We start from the raw sequence: 21,237 nt of genomic DNA, 5'->3' as shown, positions 1-21,237 counted from the left end.
GGGGACGACGAAAGGAGGCCGCGCATGGCCGAAAGACCGGCAAACCCCAAGAAACCCACCTGGGTCATCGACAAGGAACGCGCCCGCCGCGCCGCCGCCGCCGAGACCGTCTGGCTGTTCGGCCTGCATGCCGTGCGCGACGCGCTGGCCAACCCCGTGCGCGAGAAGCTGCGCCTGGTGGTGACCCAGAACGCGGTCACCCGCCTTGGCGACCTGCACGGGATGGAGCCCGAGATCACCGACCCGCGCATCTTCGACAAGACCGTGGGCCTGGCCGCCGAAAGCGTGCATCAGGGCGCCGCGCTGGAGGTCAAGCCGCTGAAATGGGGCAGCCTGTCCGAGGTCGCGCTGCGCGAGGCCCCCGGAGAGACGCGGCCCCTGCTGGTCGCGCTGGACCGGGTGACCGACCCGCATAACGTGGGCGCGATCCTGCGCAGCGCCGAGGTGTTCGGCGCCCGCGCGGTCATCGCGCCCTCGCGCCATTCGGCCCCCGAGACCGGGGCGCTGGCCAAGACCGCGTCGGGCGCGCTGGAGCGGCAGCCCTATCTGCGCGTGCCGAACCTGGCCGAGGCGCTGACCCAGCTGAAGAACATGGGATTTATCCTGGTCGGCCTGGACGGCACCGGCACCGAATCGCTGCCCGATCTGATGTCGGACCTGTCGGGCCGCGCGGTCTGCCTGGTGCTGGGCGCCGAGGGGCCCGGCATGCGAGAGTTGACCATGAAGACCTGCGATCATGTCGCGCGCATTCCCTTTGCGGCCGATTTCGGGTCGCTGAACGTGTCGAATGCCGCGGCGGTGGCGCTTTATGCGGCGGGGCGTGCCTGAATATCACATCGCTGCGACGATTATGTCACGCGCGTTGAGATTCGGTGCGGCAGGTGTCACACAGGCCCGACCCCTAACGCCCGAGTCGCCATGCGTGCCCTTGCCCTGTCCCTTCTGCTGACCCTGGTGCCCGCCCTGCCTGCGGCGGCGCAGGACTGGGCCGTGGGGGGGTTCGACCCGGTGGGCTATGCGCAGGCGGGCCGCGCCCTGCCGGGGCGCAGCGACATCGCGACCATGTGGCGCGGTCAGCTGTGGCACTTCTCCTCGGAGGAGAATCGCGCCCGGTTCGAGGCCGATCCCCGCAGCTATGCGCCGGCTCTGGGCGGCATGTGCCCGGTTTCGGTGGTCGAGGGGCGGCCCCAGCCCGGTGATCCGCGCCATTTCGCACTGGTGGGCGGGCGGTTGTACCTGCTGGAATCGGGGGCCGCGGAACGCCGCCTGATGCAGGACCCCTCGGGGATCACCCAGGCCGCGCGCCAGATCTGGCGCGAATGACCGCAGAGGGCCTGCGAATCACGAAACCGCGATCGCTCTGGAACTTTTGTGGCTGATGCCCATTTACATCTCATGGCATGACCCCGGAACGGTCATGTCCAGATCACTGTCCCTCGTTCCGCGACTTGCGCCCGGCCATCATGGACCGGGCGCTTTTTCTATGAGAGGCTGCAACCCGGAGGTGTGGGGCATGCAGGAGGGGATCATGGATATTCAGACGGCCGAGGATCAGGACATCGCGCGCATCGCCCGCGACACGCGGGTCATCGCCATGGTGGGCCTGTCGCCCAACGAGGCGCGCCCCAGCTGGGGCGTTGCGCGCTATCTGCAGTCGCAGGGCATTCGCGTCATCCCGGTCAATCCCGGCCATGCCGGCGGCACCATCCTGGGAGAGACGGTCCACGCCACGCTGGCCGAAATTCCCGCAGATGCTGGGGTGCAGATGGTCGACGTGTTCCGCCGGTCGGATGCGGTGGGGGCGATCGTGGATCAGGCCCTGGCGCATCTGCCGGACCTGCGCGTCATCTGGACCCAGCTGGGCGTGCGCGACGATGCCGCCGCCGCGCGGGCACGCGCCGCCGGGGTGACCGTGGTCCAGGACCGCTGCCCCAAGATCGAGTTTCCGCGGTTTCTGTGACGGTGGCCCGGCGGGCAGGGCGCGCTTATCTGCTTGACGCCCGCGCGGGGTGGTTCTAATCAGGCCCGACCTCAGGGGTATAGCTCAGTTGGTAGAGCATCGGTCTCCAAAACCGAGGGTCGTGGGTTCGAGTCCCCCTGCCCCTGCCAGGTCCTTCCGCCATCAGCAACCTGCGCCGTTCAGGGTTGCAGTGCCGCCGTCATGGCGCTAGACCCAGCCTCGCATCTGCTCAAGGAGCCGCCCGTGGCCAATCCCGTCCAGTTCATCAACCAGGTCCGTGCCGAGGCCGCCAAGATCACCTGGCCGACGCGCCGCGAGGTGATCACCACCACCATCATGGTGCTGATCTTTGCCTCGATCACCAGCCTGTTCTTTTTCCTGGTCGACCTGGCGATCCGCACCGGTCTGACGCAGGGGCTGCGCCTGATCAGCGGCTGATCGGGGGTTGCAATTTCCCGGCAGGGGCGGTATCTGCCCCCGACTGTCCGGGAACACGGCGTGCATCGAATGCGCATGCGCGCCGATATCTATATTTTCGGACGTTATGGAATTCAAAGGGTTGGCGCGTCCGCGCGTGATTCCCGAAAAGATGAGCAGGGGTCGATCGAGACATGGCAAAGCGTTGGTATTCGGTCAGCGTCCTGTCGAACTTCGAAAAGAAGGTCGCAGAGGCGATTCGCCAGGCCGTCGCCGAGAAGGGTCTTGAGGATCACATCGACGAGGTGCTGGTCCCGACCGAGGAAGTGATCGAGATCCGCCGCGGCAAGAAGGTCACGTCCGAGCGGCGCTTCATGCCCGGTTATGTGCTGGTCCACATGGAAATGTCGGATCGCACCTATCACCTGGTCAATTCGATCAACCGCGTCACCGGGTTCCTGGGCGCGCAGGGCAAGCCGATGCCCATGCGCGACGACGAGGTGAACATGATGCTGCACCGCACCGGCGACGGTGAGCCGGTGGCGCCGCGCAACCTGATCCGCTTTGACGTGGGCGAGAAGGTCAGCGTGACCGACGGCCCGTTCGAAGGGTTCTCGGGCATGGTCGAGGAGATCGACGAGATTTCCTCGCGCATCAAGGTGACGGTGTCGATCTTTGGCCGGCCCACGCCGGTCGAGCTGGAATTCACGCAGGTCTCCAAGACCGCGTGATGCAACTGCGGGAGGCCCTTGTGCCGCACCGCTAAGTCGGCCCCGCATCACGGGGCGTGATGATAAGGAGAAGGCCAGATGGCCAAGAAAGTTGTCGGCAGCCTCAAGCTGCAAATCAAGGCGGGTCAGGCGAACCCGTCGCCCCCCGTCGGCCCGGCTCTGGGTCAGCGCGGAATCAACATCATGGCGTTCTGCAAAGAATTCAACGCCAAGACCCAGGAGATGGAGCAGGGTTCGCCCGTGCCCGTCGTCATCACCTATTACGCCGACAAGTCGTTCACCTTCGAGACGAAGACGCCCCCGGCGTCCTTCCTCCTGAAGAAGGCGGCTGGCCTGAAGCCCGTGGGCAAGCGCAACCGCGCCAAGGGTTCGGACAAGCCGGGCCGTGCCAATGCCGGTTCGGTGACGGTCAAGCAGATCCGTGAGATCGCCGAGACCAAGATGAAGGACCTGTCCGCGAACGACATCGACGCCGCGATGAAGATCATCGTCGGCTCGGCCCGTTCGATCGGTATCGAGGTGAGGGGCTGATCATGGCAAAACTGTCGAAGAAAAAAGCCGCCGCCCGCACCGCATTCGAGGGCAAGGCCAACCTGACCGTCGAGGACGCCATCAAGCTGGTCAAGACCTCGGCTTCGGCCAAGTTCGACGAGACCGTCGAGATCGCGCTGAACCTTGGCGTCGACCCGCGTCACGCCGACCAGATGGTCCGTGGTGTGGTGACCCTGCCCGCAGGCACCGGCAAGGACGTCCGCGTCGCCGTGTTCGCCCGTGGCCCCAAGGCTGACGAAGCCAGGGCCGCTGGTGCAGACATCGTCGGCGCCGAGGACCTGATGGAGACCATCCAGTCCGGCAAGATCGAGTTCGACCGTTGCATCGCGACGCCGGACATGATGCCGCTGGTCGGTCGTCTGGGCAAGATCCTGGGCCCGCGCAACCTGATGCCGAACCCCAAGGTCGGCACCGTGACGATGGACGTGAAATCGGCCGTCGAAGCAGCCAAGGGTGGCGAAGTCCAGTTCAAGGCCGAGAAGGCCGGCGTGGTTCATGCGGGCATCGGCAAGGTCTCGTTCGACGAGGACAAGCTGGCCCAGAACCTCCGCGCCTTCGTGGACGCGGTCAGCCGCGCCAAGCCGACGGGTGCCAAGGGCACCTACATGAAAAAGGTCTCGATCAGCTCGACCATGGGTCCGGGCGTGTCGGTGGACGTCGTTTCGGCGACCGCCAACTGAGACCACAGGATTTCCCTGCCTGAAAGGGCAGGGGATGGCGGGGCCGCACGCGGCCCTGTCCTGTCCGAGACGGAGGGTGCGGGGGAAACCTTGCTTAATGTCCTTCCTGAGATGGGGAAGCGTTTTTCCGAAGGTTCCGACCTTCGGGTGATCTTGCCCTAACGGACCCGACCCGGCCCCTCTTGGCCGGGAAAAGTGAGAGCCGGGGGGATACCCCCCTACTTGGAGTGAAACCGTGGATAGAGCGCAGAAAGAACAGCTGGTCGACGAACTCGGCCAGATCTTCGAAAGCTCTGGCGTCGTGGTGGTTGCCCACTACGAGGGGATGACGGTTGCACATATGCAGGACCTCCGCGCGCGCATGCGCGAAGCGGGTGGTTCGGTTCGCGTTGCCAAGAACAAGCTCGCCAAGATCGCCCTGGAAGGAAAGCCTTGCGCAAGCATCGCCGACTATCTGACGGGCATGACCGTGATCGCCTATTCGGAGGATCCGACCGCTGCTGCGCGGATCGCCGACAAGTACGCCAAGGATAACGAGCGTTTCGTGATCCTGGGTGGTGCGATGGGTGACTCGGCCCTGGATCCGGCCGGTGTGAAAGCCGTCGCCTCGATGCCGTCGCGTGAAGAGCTGATTGCTCAGATCGTGTCGTGCCTCGGTGCGCCCGCTTCGAACATCGCCGGTGCCATTGGCGCGCCTGCTTCGAACATCGCGAGCATCCTCACGACCCTTGAGGAACGTGAGGCTGCGTAAGCAACCTGATCCCTACTGGTGGTTGAAGACCCGACGTTGGAACATTAACTGGAAAGAACGGAAAAATGGCTGATCTGAAGAAACTCGCCGAAGAAATCGTGGGCCTGACCCTGCTGCAAGCCCAGGAACTGAAGACCATCCTGAAGGATGAGTACGGCATCGAGCCGGCCGCCGGTGGCGCCGTCATGATGGCTGGCCCGGCTGCTTCGGCAGAGGCCGAAGAAGAGAAGACCGAATTCGACGTCGTCCTGGTCGAAGCCGGCGCCAACAAGATCAACGTGATCAAGGAAGTTCGCGGCATCACCGGTCTGGGCCTGAAAGAAGCCAAGGACCTGGTCGAAGCTGGCGGCAAGGTCAAAGAAGGCGCTTCCAAGGCTGATGCCGAAGAAGTGAAAAAGAAGCTGGAAGCAGCCGGCGCCAAGGTCGAGCTGAAGTAATCGATCCCGTGATCGGTTGAAGACAGGCAGGGTCCGGGGTTTCCCGGTCCCTGCCGAACCTGTCTTGAAGGGCGGTCCGGCTGGCGGACATTCCTTCAGGGCATGTTCGAGGTTCGGGAGCCGCGCGGTGGGACGCGTGGCACGAATGGAACCTCACCCCTGCATTCGTAGGTGCGTTCCGGGGGCCCCGACCCGGACGCGCGCGAAGACGAAAGGTGACAAGACCCCATGGCGCAAGCTTATGTCGGCCAAAAGCGGATCCGCCGCTATTATGGCAACATCCGTGAAGTTCTGGAGATGCCGAACCTGATCGAGGTTCAAAAATCCTCCTATGACCTGTTCCTGAACTCGGGCGAGGGCAGCGGTCATAACGATGGTGACGGCATCCAGGGCGTGTTCCAGTCCGTGTTCCCGATCAAGGACTTTAACGAGACAGCGACGCTGGAATTCGTGAAGTACGAGCTGGAGAAGCCGAAATACGACGTGGACGAGTGCCAGCAGCGCGACATGACCTATGCCGCGCCGCTGAAGGTCACCCTGCGTCTGATCGTGTTCGATGTCGACGAGAACACCGGGGCGAAATCCGTCAAGGACATCAAGGAACAGGACGTCTTCATGGGTGACATGCCCCTGATGACGACGAACGGCACGTTCATCGTGAACGGCACCGAGCGCGTGGTCGTCAGCCAGATGCACCGCAGCCCGGGCGTGTTCTTCGACCATGACCGCGGCAAGACCCATTCCTCGGGCAAGCTGCTGTTCGCCTGCCGCATCATTCCGTATCGCGGCTCGTGGCTGGACTTCGAATTCGACGCCAAGGACCTGGTGTTCGCCCGGATCGACCGCCGCCGCAAGCTGCCGGTGACGACGCTGCTCTATGCCCTGGGCATGGATCAGGAAGCGATCATGGACGCGTTCTACGAGACCGTGACCTACTCCCTGCGCCGCGAGGGGCGCGAGCAGGGCTGGGTGACGCGGTTCTTCCCCGAGCGCGTGCGCGGCACCCGGCCTGCCTATGACCTGGTGAACGCCGATACCGGCGAGGTCATCACGAAGGCCGGCGAGAAGGTCACCCCGCGCCTTGTGAAGAAGCTGCTGGAATCCGAAGAGCAGCTGAACCTGTTCGTCCCGTTCGAGCGCATCGTCGGCCGCTTCGTCGCCAAGGACATCGTCAACGACCAGACCGGCTTCATCTATGCCGAGGCCGGCGACGAGATCACCGCGGAATACGACAAGCAGGGCGAGATGACCGGCGGCCTGCTGAAGGTGCTGCTGGACAACGACATCACCGACGTGCCGGTTCTGGACATCGACCACGTCAACGTGGGTCCCTACATCCGCAACACGATGGCGGCCGACAAGAACATGGGCCGCGAAGGCGCGCTGATGGACATCTATCGCGTCATGCGCCCGGGCGAGCCGCCCACCGTCGAGGCCGCGTCGAACCTGTTCAACTCGCTGTTCTTCGACAGCGAGCGCTATGACCTGTCCGCCGTGGGCCGGGTCAAGATGAACATGCGTCTGGCGCTGGATGCCCCCGACACGCAGCGCACGCTGCGCCATGAGGACATCGTGCACTGCATCAGCGGCCTGGTCGAACTGCGCGACGGCAAGGGCGAGATCGACGACATCGACCACCTGGGCAACCGCCGGGTGCGTTCGGTCGGCGAGCTGATGGAGAACCAGTACCGCGTCGGCCTGCTGCGCATGGAGCGTGCCATCCGCGAGCGCATGTCCGGCGTCGAGATCGACACCGTCATGCCGCAGGACCTGATCAACGCCAAACCCGCGGCGGCGGCGGTGCGTGAATTCTTCGGCAGCTCGCAGCTGTCGCAGTTCATGGACCAGACCAACCCGCTGTCCGAAGTGACGCACAAGCGTCGCCTGTCGGCCCTGGGGCCGGGCGGTCTGACGCGCGAGCGTGCGGGCTTTGAGGTTCGCGACGTCCACCCGACCCATTATGGCCGGATGTGCCCGATCGAGACGCCGGAAGGCCAGAACATCGGTCTGATCAACAGCCTCGCCACCTTCGCACGGGTCAACAAGTACGGCTTTATCGAGACCCCCTATCGCAAGGTGATCGAGGGCAAGGTGACCGACGAGGTCGTCTATATGTCCGCGACCGAGGAGATGCGTCACACTGTGGCGCAGGCCAACGCGACGCTGGACGCCGAGGGCGGGTTCGTCGACGAGCTGATCAGCACCCGCCAGTCGGGCGACTTCATGCTGAACCCGGTGGACGCGATCGACCTGATCGACGTGTCGCCCAAGCAGCTGGTGTCGGTCGCAGCAGCCCTGATCCCGTTCCTTGAGAACGACGACGCCAACCGCGCGCTGATGGGCTCCAACATGCAGCGTCAGGCGGTTCCGCTGCTGCGCGCCGAGGCGCCGTTCGTCGGCACCGGCATGGAGGCGACCGTTGCCCGCGATTCCGGGGCCGCCATCATGGCGCGCCGCGGCGGCGTGATCGACCAGGTCGACGCGCAGCGCATCGTGGTCCGGGCGACCGAGAACATGGGTGCGGGCGATGCAGGCGTGGACATCTATCGTCTGCGCAAGTTCAAGCGCTCGAACCAGTCCTCGACCATCAACCAGCGTCCGCTGGTCAAGGTGGGCGAGAAGGTCGTGGCCAACCAGGTCATCGCGGACGGTCCCTCGACCGACCAGGGCGAACTGGCGATCGGCCGGAACGTGGTCGTCGCGTTCATGCCGTGGAACGGCTACAACTACGAGGACTCGATCCTGATCAGCGAGCGGATCCACCGCGACGACGTGTTCACCTCGATCCATATCGACGAATACGAGGTTGCGGCCCGCGACACCAAGCTGGGGCCGGAGGAGATCACCCGCGACATCCCGAACGTGGGCGAAGAGGCCCTGCGCAACCTGGATGAGGCCGGCATCGTCTATATCGGCGCCGAATGCGGTCCGGGCGACATCCTGGTGGGCAAGATCACCCCCAAAGGCGAAAGCCCGATGACGCCGGAGGAGAAGCTGCTGCGCGCCATCTTTGGGGAAAAGGCGTCCGACGTCCGCGACACCTCGCTGCGTCTGCCGCCCGGCGCCTATGGCACCATCGTCGAGGTCCGGGTGTTCAACCGCCACGGCGTCGACAAGGACGAGCGCGCCCTGCAGATCGAGCGCGAGGAAGTCGAGCGTCTGGCGCGCGACCGCGACGACGAACAGGGCATCCTGGACCGCAACATCTATGCGCGTCTCAAGACCCTGATCCTGGGCAAGACCGCGCTGAAGGCCCCCAAGGGCATCCGTTCGGGGACCGAGATCACCGAGGAGCTGCTGGGCACCATGTCGCGTGGCCAGTGGTGGCAGCTGGCCGTGTCCGAAGAGGACGTGGCCAAGGATGTCGAGGCCCTGAACGGCCAGTACGACACCCAGAAGAAGCTGCTGGAGGCGCGTTTCGAGGACAAGGTCGAGAAGGTCCGTCAGGGCGACGACCTGCCGCCGGGCGTGATGAAGATGGTCAAGGTGTTCGTCGCCGTGAAGCGCAAGCTGCAGGCGGGCGACAAGATGGCCGGTCGTCACGGCAACAAGGGCGTTGTGTCCAAGGTGGTCCCGATGGAGGACATGCCGTTCCTGGCGGACGGCACCCCCGTCGACCTGGTTCTGAACCCCCTGGGCGTGCCGTCGCGCATGAACGTGGGTCAGATCCTGGAGACCCACATGGGTTGGGCCAGCCGTGCCCTGGGCCTCAAGATCGACGAGGCGCTGGAGGATTACCGCCGCAATGGCGACATGACTCCGGTCCGCGAGGCCATGCGCATCGGTTACGGCGACGAGCTGTATGCCGACACCTTCGAGGGCATGGAGGACGAGCAGCTGCGCGAGCACGCGGATACGGTGCGCGCCGGTGTTCCCATCGCCACGCCGGTCTTTGACGGCGCCAAGGAGGCGGACGTGAACGACGCGCTGACGCGTGCCGGGTTCGACACCTCGGGTCAGTCGGTGGTGTTCGACGGCCGCACGGGCGAGCAGTTCGCCCGCAAGGTCACCGTGGGCATGAAGTACGTCCTCAAGCTGCACCACCTTGTCGATGACAAGATGCACGCGCGTTCGACGGGTCCCTACTCGTTGGTCACGCAGCAGCCCTTGGGCGGCAAGGCCCAGTTCGGTGGCCAGCGTCTTGGCGAGATGGAGGTCTGGGCCCTGGAGGCCTATGGCGCCGCCTATACGTTGCAGGAAATGCTGACCGTCAAGTCGGACGACGTCGCCGGCCGCACCAAGGTCTACGAGTCCATCGTCAAGGGCGAGGACAACTTCGAGGCGGGTGTGCCGGAATCGTTCAACGTGCTGGTCAAGGAGGTCCGGGGTCTGGGCCTCAACATGGAACTCCTGGATGTGGACGAGGACGAGTGAGGGCGAAAGCCCTCACCACCCCTTCCTCCATGCCCTTCATTAGGAATTGAGAATGAACCAGGAACTTGCCACGAACCCCCTGAACCCGCTGGCCCCGCCGCGGCAGTTCAATGAAATCAAGATCTCGCTGGCCTCGCCCGAAGAAATTCTGGCTTGGTCCTTTGGCGAGGTGAAGAAGCCCGAAACCATCAACTATCGCACGTTCAAGCCGGAACGTGACGGCCTGTTCTGCGCGCGCATCTTTGGTCCGATCAAGGATTACGAATGCCTGTGCGGCAAGTACAAGCGCATGAAGTATCGCGGCCTGGTCTGCGAGAAATGCGGCGTCGAGGTGACCCTGCAGAAGGTCCGCCGCGAGCGGATGGGCCATATCGAGCTGGCCGCCCCCGTCGCGCATATCTGGTTCCTGAAGTCGCTGCCCTCGCGCATCGGTCTGATGCTGGACATGACGCTGCGCGATCTGGAACGCATTCTGTATTTCGAGAACTATGTCGTCATCGAGCCGGGTCTGACCGACCTGACCTATGGCCAGCTGCTGTCCGAGGAAGAGTTCCTGGACGCGCAGGACAACTTTGGCGCCGACGCCTTCCAGGCGGATATCGGGGCCGAGGCGATCCGTGCGATGCTGGCCAATATCGATCTTGCGGCGACCGCCGATCAGCTGCGCGAGGATCTGAAGGCCGCCACCGGCGAGCTGAAGCCCAAGAAGATCATCAAGCGCCTGAAGATCGTCGAGAGCTTCCTGGAATCGGGCAACCGTCCGGAATGGATGGTCCTGACCGTGATTCCGGTCATTCCGCCGGAGCTGCGCCCGCTGGTCCCGCTGGACGGCGGCCGGTTCGCCACGTCGGACCTGAACGACCTGTATCGCCGGGTGATCAACCGGAACAACCGCCTCAAGCGGCTGATCGAGCTGCGCGCCCCCGACATCATCGTGCGCAACGAAAAGCGCATGCTGCAGGAATCGGTCGATGCGCTGTTCGACAACGGCCGTCGCGGCCGCGTCATCACGGGCAACAACCGTCGCCCGCTGAAGTCGCTTTCGGACATGCTGAAGGGCAAGCAGGGCCGCTTCCGCCAGAACCTTCTGGGCAAGCGCGTCGACTTTTCGGGTCGTTCGGTCATCGTGACCGGCCCGGAACTGAAGCTGCATCAGTGCGGCCTGCCCAAGAAGATGGCCTTGGAGCTGTTCAAGCCGTTCATCTATTCGCGGCTTGAGGCGAAGGGTCTGTCCTCCACCGTCAAGCAGGCCAAGAAGCTGGTCGAAAAGGAACGCCCCGAGGTCTGGGACATCCTGGACGAGGTCATCCGCGAGCATCCGGTCCTGCTGAACCGTGCGCCCACGCTGCACCGTCTTGGCATCCAGGCGTTCGAGCCAATCCTGATCGAAGGCAAGGCGATCCAGCTGCATCCGCTGGTCTGTTCGGCCTTCAACGCCGACTTTGACGGCGACCAGATGGCCGTGCACGTTCCGCTGAGCCTTGAGGCGCAGCTTGAGGCGCGCGTCCTGATGATGTCGACGAACAACGTTCTGTCGCCCGCCAACGGCGCGCCGATCATCGTGCCGTCGCAGGACATGATTCTTGGCATCTATTATGTCACGATGATGCGCGACGGGATGAAGGGCGAAGGCATGGCCTTCTCCAACATCGACGAGGTCGAGCATGCGCTGGCCGCAGGCGAGGTGCATCTGCACGCCAAGATTCAGGCGCGCATCAAGCAGATCGACGAGAACGGGAATGAGGTTTGGCAGCGGTTCGAGACCACGCCGGGCCGGCTGCGGCTTGGCGGTCTGCTGCCGCTGAATGCCAAGGCGCCGTTCAGCCTGGTCAACCAGTTGCTGCGCAAGAAGGACGTTCAGGTCGTCATCGACACCGTCTACCGCTACTGCGGTCAGAAGGAATCGGTGATCTTCTGCGACCAGATCATGACGCTTGGGTTCCGCGAGGCATTCAAGGCCGGCATCAGCTTTGGCAAGGACGACATGGTCGTTCCCGACACCAAGTGGGAGATCGTCGGCGAGGTCCAAGATCAGGTCAAGGAATTCGAACAGCAGTACCTGGACGGCCTGATCACCCAGGGCGAGAAGTACAACAAGGTTGTCGACGCCTGGTCCAAGTGCAACGACCGCGTGACCGAAGCCATGATGACCACCATCTCGTCCAAGAAAAAGGACGAGAACGGCGCCGAGATGGAGCCGAACTCGGTCTATATGATGGCGCATTCCGGTGCGCGGGGTTCGGTCAACCAGATGAAGCAGCTGGGCGGCATGCGCGGCCTGATGGCCAAGCCGTCGGGTGAGATCATCGAGACGCCGATCATTTCGAACTTCAAGGAAGGTCTGACCGTTCTTGAATACTTCAACTCGACCCACGGCGCCCGGAAGGGTCTGTCGGACACGGCGTTGAAGACGGCGAACTCGGGCTATCTGACGCGTCGTCTGGTCGACGTCGCGCAGGACTGCATCATCCGCGAGCATGATTGCGGCACCGAACGCGCCATCACGGCATCCGCCGCGGTGAACGACGGCGAGGTCATCAGCCCGCTCGCCGAACGCGTGCTGGGCCGTACCACCGCCGAGGACGTGCTGGTCCCGGGCGAGGACGAGATTATCGTCCGCGCCGGCGAGGTGATCGACGAACGCCGCGCCGACGCCATCGAGGCGGCAGGCGTGCAGACCGTGCGCATCCGCTCGGCGCTGACCTGCGAATCCGAAGACGGGATCTGTGCGCTGTGCTATGGCCGCGATCTGGCCCGCGGCACGCTGGTCAACATCGGCGAGGCTGTCGGCATCATCGCCGCGCAGTCGATCGGCGAGCCGGGCACCCAGCTGACGATGCGGACGTTCCACATCGGCGGCATTGCGCAGGGCGGCCAGCAGTCGTTCCAGGCCGCATCCCACGAGGGCACGGTGTCCTATCGCAACGCCAACATCCTGGGCAATGCCAATGGCGACCAGGTGGTGATGTCGCGCAACATGCAGCTGCTGGTCCTGGACGACCAGGGGCAGGAGCGGGCCAGCCACAAGCTGTTCTACGGCTCCAAGCTGTTCGTGAAGGAAGGCGAGCGGGTCATCCGCGGCGCGAAGCTGTTCGAATGGGACCCCTATACCCTGCCGATCATCGCGGAGAAGGGCGGCATCGCCAAGTTCGTCGACCTGATGTCGGGGATCTCGGTCCGCGACGAGACCGACGATGCGACGGGGATGACCCAGAAGATCGTGACGGACTGGCGGTCGGCGCCGAAGGGCAACGACCTCAAGCCCGAGATCATCATCATGGACGCCAACGGCGAACCGGTGCGCAACGACCAGGGCAACCCGGTCAGCTATCCGATGTCGGTGGATGCCGTGCTGTCGGTCGAGGACGGCCAGGAGATTCGTCCCGGCGACGTGGTGGCCCGCATCCCGCGCGAAGGCGCGCGGACCAAGGACATCACCGGTGGTCTGCCGCGTGTGGCCGAACTGTTCGAGGCCCGTCGTCCCAAGGATCACGCGATCATTGCCGAGATCGACGGCTATGTGCGCTTTGGCAAGGACTACAAGAACAAGCGCCGCATCACGCTGGAGCCGTCCGAGGAGGGTCTGACCCCCGTCGAATACATGGTGCCCAAGGGCAAGCACATCCCGGTGCAGGAAGGCGACTTCGTGCAGAAGGGTGACTATATCATGGACGGCAATCCTGCGCCGCATGACATCCTGCGCATCATGGGGATCGAGGCACTGGCCGACTATCTCATCGACGAGGTGCAGGACGTCTATCGACTGCAGGGCGTGAAGATCAACGACAAGCACATCGAGGTGATCGTTCGCCAGATGCTGCAGAAGATCGAGATCCTGGACGGCGGCGACACCACGCTGCTGAAGGGCGAGAACGTCGAGCGTGACGAATTCGTCGAGGAGAACGCCAAGATCGAGGCACGCGGCGGACGTCCCGCCACGGGCGAGCCTGTCCTGCTGGGCATCACCAAGGCCAGCCTGCAGACCCGCAGCTTCATCTCGGCCGCCTCCTTCCAGGAGACGACCCGTGTGCTGACCGAGGCTGCCGTCCAGGGCAAGCGCGACAAGCTGGTCGGCCTCAAGGAGAACGTCATCGTGGGCCGCCTGATCCCGGCGGGCACCGGTGGTGCGACCACGCGCGTTCGCCGCATCGCGACCGAGCGGGACGCCGAGGTCATCGAGGCGCGTCGCAGCGCCGCCGAGGCCGCGGCCGCCCTGGCCGCCCCCGAGCCGAGCTTTGCGCCCTCCACCCCCGAGGCGGTGGATGTGCCCGAGGATCGCAACGAGGACTGATCGTCCCGGATCATGACTGGCAAAGGCCCGGCACCCTGTGTCGGGCCTTTGTCTTTTCGGTTGACCGACCGGACGCCGTGCACATACTGCATTTGCCGTTCAAGGAACCGTGATGCGCATTCAAGTCCTGGGCCTGTGTCGTTTTTCGCTGCTGACGCAGGGCGATTTCCAGACCACCGGCGATGATCTGCACCGCAACCGGGCCATTCTTTACGACCCTGCCCGCATGGAGCAGCGGATGCGCTGGTTCGAGGCCGTCTGCATCCCTCCGTTGATGTGGCAGACCGACCCCGATTTCCTCCTGATCATCGTCACGGGCGCGGATCTGCCCGCGCGCTGGCTGGCCCGCCTGCAGCGGTTGGCACAGGTGATGCCCCAGATCCGGATCGAGCAGCTGCCCCCCGCCCGCCATGCCCCGTCCTGCCGCGAGGCCCTGGCGCGCCACATCGATCTGACCGCCGACGTGGTGGTGCAGTTCCGCATGGATGACGACGATGCGGTCGCGGTGGATTACGTGCGCCGCGTGCGCGCCGATCATCGCCTGGCCGAGCGTTTGGCGGGCCAGCATCATCCCGTCGTCATCAACTATACCAGCGGCCTGGTGGCCGAGGTGGCGGACGGCCGCTTTGCGCTGCATGCCGAGATGGCGCAGAACTGGGTTCCGGCGCAGACCTTCTATTTTCCGGGGGGCGCGGTGCGGTCGCTGATGAACTATCGCCATGACAAGGTCTGGACCAAGGCGCCGACCATCGCCATGCCAGGCCGGGCGATGTGGATCCGCGGCCATCACGCCACCAATGACAGCCGCGGCCACCTGATCGGCCGCAACCGCATTCCCACCGACGAGGCCGAGCTGGCGCAGGTGCTGAGCCGCCGCTTTGGCCTGGATCTGCCTGCGCTGCGTGCGGCCCTGACGGGCACCGAAGATCCGCTGGCCTGACATTCCCGCAACCGCCGCATTCACCGGAAAGCCCCCATGCCCTCGCCCCTGATCTCTCCGCTGCGCCGGACCCGCCCCGCCTCGATCCGGCCCGAACCGCTGCAGCCGGGCGACAACCTGCGCGGTGCGGGGCTGATGACGCTGTCGATGATCGGGTTCACCTGCAACGACGCGATCATCAAGTTCGTGACCCAGGACGTGCCGCTGTATCAGGCGATCACCCTGCGCGGGCTGTTCGTGATGCTGGCGCTGGTCGCGCTGGCCAGCCGGACGGGGGGGCTGCGCCTGCGCATCCCGCAGGCCGCGCGGCGCCCCATGACCCTGCGTCTGATCGGAGAGATCGGCTCGACCCTGCTGTTCCTGAATGCGCTGCAGCGGATGGCCATCGCGGATCTGACGGCGGTGATGCAGTCGCTGCCGCTGGTGGTGATGCTGGGGGCGGCGCTGTTCTTTGGTGAAAGCCTGGGCTGGCGGCGGGTGCTGGCGGTGGGGGTGGGGATGCTGGGCGTGCTGATCATCCTGCGCCCGGGGGGCGGCACCTTCGGCATCTGGTCGCTGGTGGCGCTTGGGGCGATGCTGATGGTCGCGCTGCGCGACCTGTCCACGCGGCAGTTCGGGCGCGACGTCGCGTCATCGACCATCGCCTTTTACGCGGCGGTGCTGGTGACCCTGACGGGGCTGCTGTTCAGCCTGGGGCAGGGCTGGGTTCTGCCCACGGGGGCGCAGATCGGCCTGCTGCTGCTGAGCGCCGCGTTCCTGACCGTCGGATATGTCAGCGCGGTCGCCGCCATGCGCGTCGGAGAGATCTCCGCCGTGTCGCCGTTCCGCTATACCTCGCTGTTGGCGGCGATCGTGCTGGGGCTGGTGATCTTTGGCGACTGGCCGGACCTGTGGACTTGGGTCGGATCGGCCCTAGTCGTGGGGGCGGGCATCTATACGATCTGGCGCGAGGCGCAGCTGGGGCGGCGACGCTGATGCGCGTGCAGATGCTGGGATTGTGCCGGTATTCCTATCTGGGCCTGCGCGGCTATCAGGTTGAACACGACAGCATCGCCGCCCGGCGGGCCTATCTCTACGACCCGGCCCGACTGGAGCGGCGCTGGCACTGGTTCACCACCGTCGCCCTGCCGGGATGGGTGGCGCAGACCGATCCCGATTACACGCTGGTGGTGATGACCGGGCCGGACCTGCCCGAGCCGTGGCTGGGCCGCCTGCGCGCCCTGTGCGACCGGGTGCCGCAACTGCGCCTGTCGCTGGTGCCGCCGATGGATTATCACCTGCAGGCCTGCCGCGCCGCCGTGGCCCCGCATGTGGACCCCGACGCGGATGTGATCGGCCATTTCCGCCATGACGACGACGATGCAGTGGCGATCGACTATGTTCAGGCCGTGCGCCGCGATTTCGCCCTGATCGCGGGCCTGTGGCAGGCCGAGGGCAAGCTGTCGCTTGATTACGGGCGCGGCCTGATGGTCGAGGCGCGGGACGGCCAGCTGAAGATCACGCCCCGCATCTGCCACAACATGGGCGTCGCCCTGACGATCTTTCTGCGGCCCGATGCGGCGGAAACCGCCCTGCATTACAACCACACCAAGCTGGGGCAGTGGATGCCGGGGGTCCAGATCAACGGCCCGCTGATGTTCATTCGCTCGATCCATGGCGACAGTGACTCGGGCGATATGGGGCCCGGCCTGCCCTGGCAGCCCGAGGAGGGGGAGATGAACCGCCTGCTGCGCACCCGGTTCGGCCTGCGGCGGGGCGATCTGGCGGCCCTGGCGCGGTCGCTGACCTGAGGGGTGGGGCAGGGGGGCCGTGTTGACAGGCGCGGGGATTCCCCCTATAGCCACGCGACCTGACGGGAAACCGTTCCGGGTACCAGAACCTGTGAGGTCTGGGCCGAACCGCCCTTATCCTCTGGAAGAATGCCCGTCAGCCCTTTATGGGCGGGACGGGCTTGGCATTTTGCGATTCGCGCAAGATGCCGTCGAGAAGCGGCGCAACCGATCGGTTGCGAGTATTGACAGAGCAAGACGGGGAACCGAATGCCGACGATCCAACAGCTGATCCGCAAGCCGCGGCAGCCGAAAGTGCAGCGCTCGAAGTCGCAGCACCTTCAGGGCTGCCCGCAGAAGCGCGGTGTCTGCACGCGCGTCTACACCACGACGCCGAAGAAGCCGAACTCCGCTATGCGTAAGGTCGCCAAGGTGCGCCTGACGAATGGCTTTGAGGTCATCTCCTACATTCCGGGCGAAAAGCACAACCTGCAGGAGCACAGCGTCGTGCTGATCCGCGGCGGCCGCGTGAAAGACCTTCCGGGTGTCCGTTACCACATCCTGCGCGGTGTGCTGGATACCCAGGGCGTCAAGGATCGTCGCCAGCGTCGTTCGAAATACGGCGCCAAGCGTCCGAAATAAGGAGAGGCAGATATGTCCCGTCGTCACGCCGCTGAAAAGCGCGATGTCCTGCCCGACGCCAAGTATGGCGATCGCGTGCTGACCAAATTCATGAACAACCTGATGGTTGACGGCAAGAAGTCGATCGCCGAGCGGATCGTCTACAACGCGCTGGAGCGCGTCGAGACCCGCCTCAAGCGCGAGCCGATCGAAGTCTTCCACGAGGCGCTGGAAAACGTGAAGCCCTCGGTCGAGGTGCGTTCGCGCCGCGTCGGCGGTGCCACCTACCAGGTCCCCGTCGAGGTTCGCCCGATCCGTCGCGAGGCGCTGGCCATCCGCTGGCTGATCACCGCCGCGGCCAAGCGCAACGAGAACACGATGGAAGAGCGCCTTGCAGGCGAGCTGTCCGATGCCGTCAACGGCCGCGGAACCGCCGTGAAGAAGCGCGAAGACACGCACAAGATGGCCGACGCCAACAAGGCGTTCAGCCACTACCGCTGGTAAGGCGAAAGGATCCACTTCATGGCACGCGAATATCAGCTTCCCCGTTATCGCAACTTCGGCATCATGGCCCACATCGATGCCGGCAAGACGACGACGACCGAACGCATCCTTTACTACACCGGCAAGTCGCACAAGCTCGGCGAAGTGCATGACGGCGCTGCGACCATGGACTGGATGGAGCAAGAGCAGGAGCGCGGCATCACGATCACGTCTGCCGCGACCACCACGTTCTGGCAGCGTCAGGAAGACCCCACCACCGAGGGGACTTCGGACACGAAATACCGTTTCAACATCATCGACACCCCCGGCCACGTGGACTTCACCATCGAGGTCGAGCGTTCGCTGGCGGTGCTGGACGGCGCGATCTGTCTGCTGGACGCCAATGCCGGCGTCGAGCCGCAGACCGAGACCGTCTGGCGCCAGGCCGATCGCTACAAGGTTCCGCGGATCGTGTTCGTCAACAAGATGGACAAGATCGGCGCCGACTTCTTCAACTGCGTGAAGATGATCAAGGACCGCACCGGCGGCACCCCCTGCCCGATCGCCCTGCCGATCGGCGCCGAGGACAAGCTGGAAGGCATCATCGACCTGATCAAGATGGAAGAATGGGTGTGGGAAGGTGAAGACCTTGGCGCATCCTGGTTCCGTCGCCCGATCCGCGCAGAGCTGCAGGACCTGGCCGCCGAATGGCGCATGAACCTGCTGGAACTGGTGGTCGAGCAGGACGATGCGGCCATGGAGGCCTATCTGGAGGGCACCGAGCCCGACGAGGCAACCCTGCGCGCCCTGATCCGCAAGGGCACGCTGTCGCTGTCGTTCTTCCCGGTCACCGCCGGTTCCGCGTTCAAGAACAAGGGCGTTCAGCCACTGCTGAACTCGGTCATCGACTTCCTGCCCTCGCCGCTGGACGTTCCGGCCTATATGGGCTTCCTGCCCGGCGACGAGACCGAAACCCGGAACATGGAACGCCGCGCCGATGACAGCCAGCCGTTCTCGGGGCTGGCGTTCAAGATCATGAACGACCCCTTCGTCGGTTCGCTGACCTTCACGCGCATCTATTCGGGCGTGATGAAGAAGGGCGATCAGATGCTGAACGCCACCAAGGGCAAGCGCGAGCGCGTCGGCCGCATGATGATGATGCACTCGATCAACCGCGAGGAGATCGAGGAAGCCTTTGCAGGCGACATCATCGCGCTGGCCGGTCTGAAGGACACGACCACGGGCGACACCCTGTGCGATCCGGCAAACCCCGTCGTTCTGGAAACGATGACCTTCCCCGAGCCGGTGATCGAGATCGCCGTCGAACCCAAGTCCAAGGCGGACCAGGAAAAGATGGGCCTGGCCCTTCAGCGCCTGTCGGCCGAGGACCCGTCCTTCCGCGTCGAGACCGATCTTGAATCGGGCCAGACGATCATGAAGGGCATGGGCGAACTTCACCTCGACATCCTGGTCGACCGCATGAAGCGCGAGTTCAAGGTCGAGGCGAATATCGGTGCACCCCAGGTGGCATACCGCGAGACGATCTCGCAGTCGGCCGACATCGACTACACGCACAAGAAGCAGACCGGTGGTACCGGCCAGTTCGCGCGCATCAAGCTGACCATCACCCCGACCGAGCCGGGCGAAGGCTATTCGTTCGAATCCAAGATCGTCGGCGGTGCGGTGCCCAAGGAATACATCCCGGGCGTTGAAAAGGGCATCAAGTCGGTCATGGATTCCGGTCCGCTGGCAGGCTTCCCGGTCATCGACTTCAAGGTCGCGCTGACGGATGGTGCGTTCCACGACGTCGACTCCTCGGTCCTGGCGTTCGAGATCGCGGCCCGTGCCGCGATGCGCGAAGGCCTGAAGAAGGCCGGCGCCAAGCTGCTGGAGCCGATCATGAAGGTCGAGGTCGTCACGCCGGAGGAATATACCGGTTCGATCATCGGTGACCTGACCAGCCGTCGTGGCATGGTCCGGGGGCAGGACAGCCGCGGCAACGCGAACGTCATCGACGCCTTCGTGCCGCTGGCCAACATGTTCGGTTACATCAACAACCTGCGTTCGATGTCGTCGGGCCGTGCGGTGTTCTCGATGCAGTTCGACCACTATGAGGCCGTGCCGCAGAACATCTCGGACGAGATCCAGAAGAAATACGCCTGATCTTGCGGCGGGGCATCGCGCCCCGCCCCTTTACCAAGCATTGAAGAACAAGGAGCCATTCCATGGCAAAGGCAAAATGGCAAAGGCAAAGTTTGAACGGAACAAACCGCACGTCAACATCGGCACGATCGGCCACGTTGACCACGGCAAGACGACGCTGACGGCGGCGATCACCAAGTATTTCGGCGAATTCCGCGCCTATGACCAGATCGACGGCGCGCCCGAAGAGAAGGCCCGCGGGATCACGATCTCGACCGCGCATGTGGAATACGAATCCGAGACGCGCCACTATGCGCACGTGGATTGCCCGGGCCACGCCGACTACGTCAAGAACATGATCACCGGTGCCGCCCAGATGGACGGCGCGATCCTGGTCGTGAACGCCGCTGACGGCCCGATGCCGCAGACGCGCGAGCACATCCTGCTGGGTCGCCAGGTGGGCATCCCCTACATGGTCGTCTACCTGAACAAGGTCGACCAGGTGGATGACGAAGAGCTGCTGGAACTGGTCGAGATGGAAGTGCGCGAGCTGCTGTCCTCCTACGACTATCCGGGCGACGACATCCCGATCATCAAGGGTTCGGCGCTGGCAGCCATGGAAGGCCGCGACAACGCCATCGGCGAGGATTCGATCCGCGCGCTGATCGCCGCCGTCGACAGCTACATCCCGACGCCTGAGCGTGCGATCGACCAGCCGTTCCTGCTGCCGATCGAGGACGTGTTCTCGATCTCGGGCCGCGGCACCGTGGTCACCGGCCGCATCGAGCGTGGCGCGGTGAACGTGGGCGACGAACTGGAGATCGTGGGCATCCGCGACACCAAGAAGACGACCTGCACGGGCGTGGAAATGTTCCGCAAGCTGCTGGATCGTGGTGAGGCCGGCGACAACGTGGGCGTTCTGCTGCGCGGCATCGACCGCGAGGGCGTCGAGCGTGGCCAGGTTCTGGTCAAGCCGAAATCGGTCAACCCGCACACGACCTTCGAGGCCGAGGCCTATATCCTGACCAAGGAAGAGGGCGGCCGCCACACGCCGTTCTTCGCGAACTACCGCCCGCAGTTCTACTTCCG

Annotated in this window: 18 protein-coding genes and 1 tRNA gene; all 19 read left to right on the top strand. The window is 64.6% G+C overall.

Annotation, left to right across the window (positions count from 1 at the left end; all coding sequences use genetic code 11):
• The first annotated feature begins 24 nt into the window (after nt 1-24).
• Nucleotides 25-828: a 23S rRNA (guanosine(2251)-2'-O)-methyltransferase RlmB gene (gene rlmB, locus ABS73_RS07635; RefSeq protein WP_277019566.1), complete on the top strand. Its 804-nt coding sequence runs from the start codon at nt 25-27 to the stop codon at nt 826-828.
• Nucleotides 829-918: 90 nt separating this feature from the next.
• On the top strand, nt 919-1,323 hold the full coding sequence (locus ABS73_RS07630; protein WP_277019564.1) for a YHS domain-containing (seleno)protein: 405 nt from the start codon (nt 919-921) through the stop codon (nt 1,321-1,323).
• Nucleotides 1,324-1,528: 205 nt separating this feature from the next.
• A complete protein-coding gene (locus ABS73_RS07625; RefSeq protein ID WP_277019562.1) occupies nt 1,529-1,960 on the top strand; it encodes a CoA-binding protein in 432 nt (143 codons plus the stop codon).
• Nucleotides 1,961-2,033: 73 nt separating this feature from the next.
• Nucleotides 2,034-2,109: transfer RNA gene (locus tag ABS73_RS07620), tRNA-Trp, on the top strand.
• Nucleotides 2,110-2,203: 94 nt separating this feature from the next.
• Nucleotides 2,204-2,398, top strand: coding sequence for a preprotein translocase subunit SecE (secE, locus tag ABS73_RS07615; RefSeq protein ID WP_131574571.1), 195 nt, complete (start codon nt 2,204-2,206; stop codon nt 2,396-2,398).
• 173 nt (nt 2,399-2,571) lie between these two features.
• Nucleotides 2,572-3,108: a transcription termination/antitermination protein NusG gene (gene nusG / locus ABS73_RS07610; RefSeq protein ID WP_136855465.1), complete on the top strand. Its 537-nt coding sequence runs from the start codon at nt 2,572-2,574 to the stop codon at nt 3,106-3,108.
• Nucleotides 3,109-3,186: 78 nt separating this feature from the next.
• Entirely contained in the window at nt 3,187-3,639 is a 453-nt protein-coding gene (gene rplK / locus ABS73_RS07605) for a 50S ribosomal protein L11 (RefSeq protein WP_136855466.1), read from the top strand.
• A 2-nt stretch (nt 3,640-3,641) separates the two neighbouring features.
• Nucleotides 3,642-4,340 (top strand): 50S ribosomal protein L1, encoded by a 699-nt coding sequence (gene rplA, locus ABS73_RS07600; RefSeq protein ID WP_277018867.1) that lies wholly within the window; start codon nt 3,642-3,644, stop codon nt 4,338-4,340.
• Nucleotides 4,341-4,575: 235 nt separating this feature from the next.
• The gene (gene rplJ, locus ABS73_RS07595) at nt 4,576-5,091 is read left to right on the top strand and encodes a 50S ribosomal protein L10 (protein ID WP_136855468.1); all 516 of its coding nucleotides are present in this window, start codon (nt 4,576-4,578) and stop codon (nt 5,089-5,091) included.
• 65 nt (nt 5,092-5,156) lie between these two features.
• Nucleotides 5,157-5,528 carry a 50S ribosomal protein L7/L12 gene (rplL, locus tag ABS73_RS07590; protein WP_136855469.1) on the top strand — a complete coding sequence of 124 codons (372 nt, stop codon included), beginning with the start codon at nt 5,157-5,159 and terminating at the stop codon, nt 5,526-5,528.
• Nucleotides 5,529-5,756: 228 nt separating this feature from the next.
• A complete protein-coding gene (gene rpoB, locus ABS73_RS07585; RefSeq protein WP_277018871.1) occupies nt 5,757-9,902 on the top strand; it encodes a DNA-directed RNA polymerase subunit beta in 4,146 nt (1,381 codons plus the stop codon).
• Nucleotides 9,903-9,954: 52 nt separating this feature from the next.
• Nucleotides 9,955-14,193 (top strand): DNA-directed RNA polymerase subunit beta', encoded by a 4,239-nt coding sequence (rpoC, locus tag ABS73_RS07580; protein WP_277018873.1) that lies wholly within the window; start codon nt 9,955-9,957, stop codon nt 14,191-14,193.
• 112 nt (nt 14,194-14,305) lie between these two features.
• Nucleotides 14,306-15,133 carry a glycosyltransferase gene (locus ABS73_RS07575; RefSeq protein WP_277018876.1) on the top strand — a complete coding sequence of 276 codons (828 nt, stop codon included), beginning with the start codon at nt 14,306-14,308 and terminating at the stop codon, nt 15,131-15,133.
• Between the two features lie 36 nt (nt 15,134-15,169).
• Nucleotides 15,170-16,108, top strand: coding sequence for a DMT family transporter (locus ABS73_RS07570; protein ID WP_277018878.1), 939 nt, complete (start codon nt 15,170-15,172; stop codon nt 16,106-16,108).
• The gene (locus ABS73_RS07565; RefSeq protein ID WP_277018881.1) at nt 16,108-16,923 is read left to right on the top strand and encodes a glycosyltransferase; all 816 of its coding nucleotides are present in this window, start codon (nt 16,108-16,110) and stop codon (nt 16,921-16,923) included. Before ABS73_RS07570 ends, ABS73_RS07565 begins: the two co-directional genes overlap by 1 nt.
• 249 nt (nt 16,924-17,172) lie before the next feature.
• A complete protein-coding gene (rpsL, locus tag ABS73_RS07560; protein WP_022705687.1) occupies nt 17,173-17,544 on the top strand; it encodes a 30S ribosomal protein S12 in 372 nt (123 codons plus the stop codon).
• Nucleotides 17,545-17,556: 12 nt separating this feature from the next.
• Nucleotides 17,557-18,027, top strand: coding sequence for a 30S ribosomal protein S7 (gene rpsG, locus ABS73_RS07555; protein ID WP_042252807.1), 471 nt, complete (start codon nt 17,557-17,559; stop codon nt 18,025-18,027).
• Between the two features lie 18 nt (nt 18,028-18,045).
• Nucleotides 18,046-20,169, top strand: a complete 2,124-nt coding sequence (fusA, locus tag ABS73_RS07550; RefSeq protein ID WP_277018913.1) for an elongation factor G — start codon at nt 18,046-18,048, stop codon at nt 20,167-20,169.
• 76 nt (nt 20,170-20,245) lie between these two features.
• Nucleotides 20,246-21,237: elongation factor Tu (tuf, locus tag ABS73_RS07545; protein WP_286693424.1), on the top strand; the 992-nt coding region annotated here is incomplete at its 3' end.

Origin of the sequence: Paracoccus sp. SCN 68-21 (genome assembly GCF_001724535.1) — a bacterium.
Classification (GTDB): Bacteria; Pseudomonadota; Alphaproteobacteria; order Rhodobacterales; family Rhodobacteraceae; genus Paracoccus; species Paracoccus hibiscisoli.
Note: the sequence above shows the minus strand (reverse complement) of the source record. Positions and strands in the feature narration are given on the sequence as shown.

Bases quoted from the DNA above. Each gene is read 5' to 3' on its own strand.
- rlmB (WP_277019566.1), top strand. From the start codon at position 25: ATGGCCGAAAGACCGGCAAACCCCAAGAAACCCACCTGGGTCATCGAC.
- ABS73_RS07630 (WP_277019564.1), top strand. From the start codon at position 919: ATGCGTGCCCTTGCCCTGTCCCTTCTGCTGACCCTGGTGCCCGCCCTG.
- ABS73_RS07625 (WP_277019562.1), top strand. From the start codon at position 1,529: ATGGATATTCAGACGGCCGAGGATCAGGACATCGCGCGCATCGCCCGC.
- nusG (WP_136855465.1), top strand. From the start codon at position 2,572: ATGGCAAAGCGTTGGTATTCGGTCAGCGTCCTGTCGAACTTCGAAAAG.
- rplK (WP_136855466.1), top strand. From the start codon at position 3,187: ATGGCCAAGAAAGTTGTCGGCAGCCTCAAGCTGCAAATCAAGGCGGGT.
- rplA (WP_277018867.1), top strand. From the start codon at position 3,642: ATGGCAAAACTGTCGAAGAAAAAAGCCGCCGCCCGCACCGCATTCGAG.
- rplL (WP_136855469.1), top strand. From the start codon at position 5,157: ATGGCTGATCTGAAGAAACTCGCCGAAGAAATCGTGGGCCTGACCCTG.
- rpoB (WP_277018871.1), top strand. From the start codon at position 5,757: ATGGCGCAAGCTTATGTCGGCCAAAAGCGGATCCGCCGCTATTATGGC.
- rpoC (WP_277018873.1), top strand. From the start codon at position 9,955: ATGAACCAGGAACTTGCCACGAACCCCCTGAACCCGCTGGCCCCGCCG.
- ABS73_RS07575 (WP_277018876.1), top strand. From the start codon at position 14,306: ATGCGCATTCAAGTCCTGGGCCTGTGTCGTTTTTCGCTGCTGACGCAG.
- ABS73_RS07570 (WP_277018878.1), top strand. From the start codon at position 15,170: ATGCCCTCGCCCCTGATCTCTCCGCTGCGCCGGACCCGCCCCGCCTCG.
- ABS73_RS07565 (WP_277018881.1), top strand. From the start codon at position 16,108: ATGCGCGTGCAGATGCTGGGATTGTGCCGGTATTCCTATCTGGGCCTG.
- rpsL (WP_022705687.1), top strand. From the start codon at position 17,173: ATGCCGACGATCCAACAGCTGATCCGCAAGCCGCGGCAGCCGAAAGTG.
- rpsG (WP_042252807.1), top strand. From the start codon at position 17,557: ATGTCCCGTCGTCACGCCGCTGAAAAGCGCGATGTCCTGCCCGACGCC.
- fusA (WP_277018913.1), top strand. From the start codon at position 18,046: ATGGCACGCGAATATCAGCTTCCCCGTTATCGCAACTTCGGCATCATG.